Annotated in this window: 4 protein-coding genes and 1 pseudogene; 2 read left to right on the forward strand and 3 right to left on the reverse strand. The window is 67.7% G+C overall.

All coding sequences use genetic code 11. The annotated features are described in order from the left end of the window. Both DD1DGNOD_RS16920 and DD1DGNOD_RS30895 read left to right on the forward strand, forming a co-directional pair. A partial coding sequence (locus DD1DGNOD_RS16920; RefSeq protein WP_131770567.1) for an LLM class flavin-dependent oxidoreductase occupies positions 1-854 on the forward strand: 854 nt, incomplete at its 5' end. A gap of 6 nt (positions 855-860) precedes the next feature. Further along, positions 861-968, forward strand: a pseudogene (locus DD1DGNOD_RS30895) (alpha/beta hydrolase); the annotation flags it as partial. Positions 969-1,123: 155 nt separating this feature from the next. On the opposite strand, the gene DD1DGNOD_RS16930 reads toward DD1DGNOD_RS30895, so the two are convergent. The 3 genes from DD1DGNOD_RS16930 to DD1DGNOD_RS16940 form a co-directional block, all read right to left on the reverse strand. Continuing rightward, a complete protein-coding gene (locus DD1DGNOD_RS16930; protein ID WP_013874001.1) occupies positions 1,124-1,453 on the reverse strand; it encodes a hypothetical protein in 330 nt (109 codons plus the stop codon). 73 nt (positions 1,454-1,526) lie between these two features. Further along, positions 1,527-2,138, reverse strand: a complete 612-nt coding sequence (locus tag DD1DGNOD_RS16935; RefSeq protein WP_131770568.1) for a hypothetical protein — start codon at positions 2,136-2,138, stop codon at positions 1,527-1,529. 271 nt (positions 2,139-2,409) lie between these two features. Next, positions 2,410-2,739, reverse strand: coding sequence for a DNA-processing protein DprA (locus DD1DGNOD_RS16940; RefSeq protein WP_050803528.1), 330 nt, complete (start codon positions 2,737-2,739; stop codon positions 2,410-2,412). Between the last annotated feature and the right edge of the window lie 157 nt (positions 2,740-2,896).

Genomic DNA, 2,896 nt, shown 5'->3' on the forward strand with positions numbered 1-2,896 from the left:
CACCGTGGACGTTCCTGGCCTACGCCGCCGCCCGCACCAGGCGCATCCGGCTCGCCACCGCGATCACGGTCCTGCCGTTGGAGGACCCGGTACGGCTGGCCGAGGACGTGGCGGTCGTCGACACCCTCAGCGGCGGCCGGGTCGAGATCGGCGTCGGCAGCGGCGGCAGCGAGCTTGAGTACGCCGTGTTCGGCCGGGACGTGGCCCACCGGCGCGAGCTGACCAGCGAAGGGCTGGCAGTACTGCGCAGGGCGCTCGCGAACGAGGAGGTCGGCGCGCCCGGGTTCACCATCCAGCCGGCCGCCCGCGACTTCACCGACCGGGTCTGGCAGGGCGTCTTCAGCCAGCCAGGTGCGCGGTACGCCGCGGCGGCGGGCTCGAACCTGCTGCTCAACCGGGCCACCTACGGCTATGACGAGCCCACCGACGAGGTGCAGCGGCCCTGGGCGGACGCCTACCTCGCCGCCTGGGAGCAGCCGCGGGCGCCGCGCATCGGGCTGTCGCGGTTCATCTTCCCGGCGGCCGACCGCCGCACCGCGCTGGCCCAGATCGGCCCGGACGTCCTCGCGGCCGCCCAGCGGTTCTCCGTGCGCGGCGCCTTCCCGGCGGGGATCGACACCGAGGAGGCGCTGCGCCGCTTCCACTCCTTCTACGGCCATCCCGACGAGCTGATCGAACAGTTGCGCCGGGAACGGGTACTGCCAGTCGCCACCGACCTGATCGCCCAGTTCAACCCGGCGGTGATCGAGCAGGACGCGGCGATCCGGGCGCTTGAGCTCATCGCCACCGAGGTCGCCCCCGCGCTGGGCTGGCAGCCCGCGTCCACCGCCGAGCCCCAACTGGCAGGAGCGTGAAAGCCCATGACCGACTATCTCGACTTCACCGGCCCCGAGGGCCTGCGCACCCACGGGACCGTTCTGGTCGTGCCGGGCCGGGGGGAGAGTCCCGCCGTCTACCGCCGCCTCGGCTGACGGCTGACGGCTGACGGCTGACGGCTGACGGCTGACGGCTGACGGCTGACGGCTGACGGCTGACGGCTGACGGCTGACGGCTGACGGCTGACGGCTGACGCGTGCGGGTGCTCGACGCGCCGGCCCCGGTCGCACGCAGATCGAGAATAATCTCAGGGAATGCTCAGAATGATGCGGTACGGCAACAGTCGGAGCCCGTCCGGAGTGGCCAGAACACCGGCTTCGCGCAGGCGCTGCTCGAAGCGTTGCCACTCATGCTGTTCGCCTATTTCCTCGGCGTCGTCGGGCAGGACCACGTTATGGACGTCGCGCACGATATGGGTAAGTAAGATCTTGTCCAGCGGCGCGGATGTCGTCCACCCTCGGTCATCCAGGAGCGTCACTTCACGCCCGTTGGACAGCAGCGCGAACTCGCGTACCTCGCACCACGTCCCGCCATCCGGGCTTTCCTTGAGATCGCCCCAGGCACCGAGACCTGTCACAGTTACCGGACCTGCGTTCATAATCGCATGATACGCGGTGCTCAGCCCACGTTGCCGGGCCGCGGACGTTCTTTTAGCGTCGTTGAAGCGTCCGGGTTGCGCGGATTCCCAATATGACGATCACGACCAGGAGCGAGCAGCCCTCGACGACGCCCCAGGTATACACCGCCACCGGGCTGGGCTGAAAGCCCGCCTCCGTTGCCAGACGCCGCGTCATCTCGGTCAGAGCCAGGATCGGTATCAGGAGTTTGCTGATTACCGCGCGAGTCTGCCAGCCTCGTCCCGACCGCCCGGCGATGCCGAGAACCGGAGCCACGACGACGGCGACCACGACCCAGAAGCCGGTCGTGGTGACAAAACCTCGCCAGTCCGTGTACGTCGCCAACAGCGGATCTGTTTCATCCACCGTGCGGTAGACTCCACGCGAAAGATCGCTGAGGCTGTATGCGACCACGGCCGCGACCAGACCGAGCAGCGCCGCCACCGACGCGCGCAGAGCTGACGCGGCACAGGACCGTCCTAAAAAATAGGCCAGACCGGCCCAGGTCCATCCCGTGCCGAGGACGAGGCTGAAGGCTGTGAACGGCGGCCAGGAGGCGCCGTTCAACCGTGACACCACCAGCCCGAAAAGGCCTCCTCCCACAACGGCGGAAGCCGCCCAGGCGAGCCGTAACAGACGAGACATTCAGGCCCCACGGCACAGAGGAGAAATTCAGTGCTACGCATTTCCCGAGTGTACCCGGACCCATGATCTGTCGTAGTCACCCGCGTGTCCCCACAGTCGCCCGAGGCCACGACGAGCATGACCACCAGCACGAAAGAAAGACCGTGGTTCGGGATCCCCGTGCAGATGCTGCAGGTGGCTCCGGGCGCCCATCGGGCATTGCGGAGGAACGGGCTTTCCGTGCTGCCGATGAGGTCGCGGAGTGTGTCGAGAGCGGGTGAGCGGGTGACCATCAGACGGCGATCTGGCTGAGAACCGCTTCCAGTTGGCTCGGACGTTGGGCAAGCTGTTCGACCACGGTTCTTACCTCGGCGATCGACGACGCGACGTAGACGTCGGGACGACCGACGAGTTCTCTGCCCCACTCGGTGCTGTCGACGACAAGGTCGGCCAGGATCACCGGCCGGCCGTGGTGCACCGCCATCCGGGCCTGAATGCGAGCGCCACTGTGTTCTCCCGCCTCGACGACGATCGTGGTGATGCCGTAGCCGGACATCACCGCATTACGCATCGGGAAGTTACGCTGCTGAGGCGGCGCGTCCGGCCAGAACTGCGACAGCACCAGCCCCGTCTTCGCGATGCGCTCCTGAAACCCGCGGTCGGCTTGGACGACATGGCCGACAGATTGGCTGTCCGCGCCGGGGACGGACGGGCGCTGACACGCCGTTCCTACTCACCAAGCACTACAAGTACGGTGGAGTGATCCCGCTTCCGTGGAC

Source organism: Candidatus Protofrankia californiensis, assembly GCF_900634765.1.
GTDB classification, from domain to species: Bacteria; Actinomycetota; Actinomycetes; order Frankiales; family Frankiaceae; genus Protofrankia; species Protofrankia californiensis.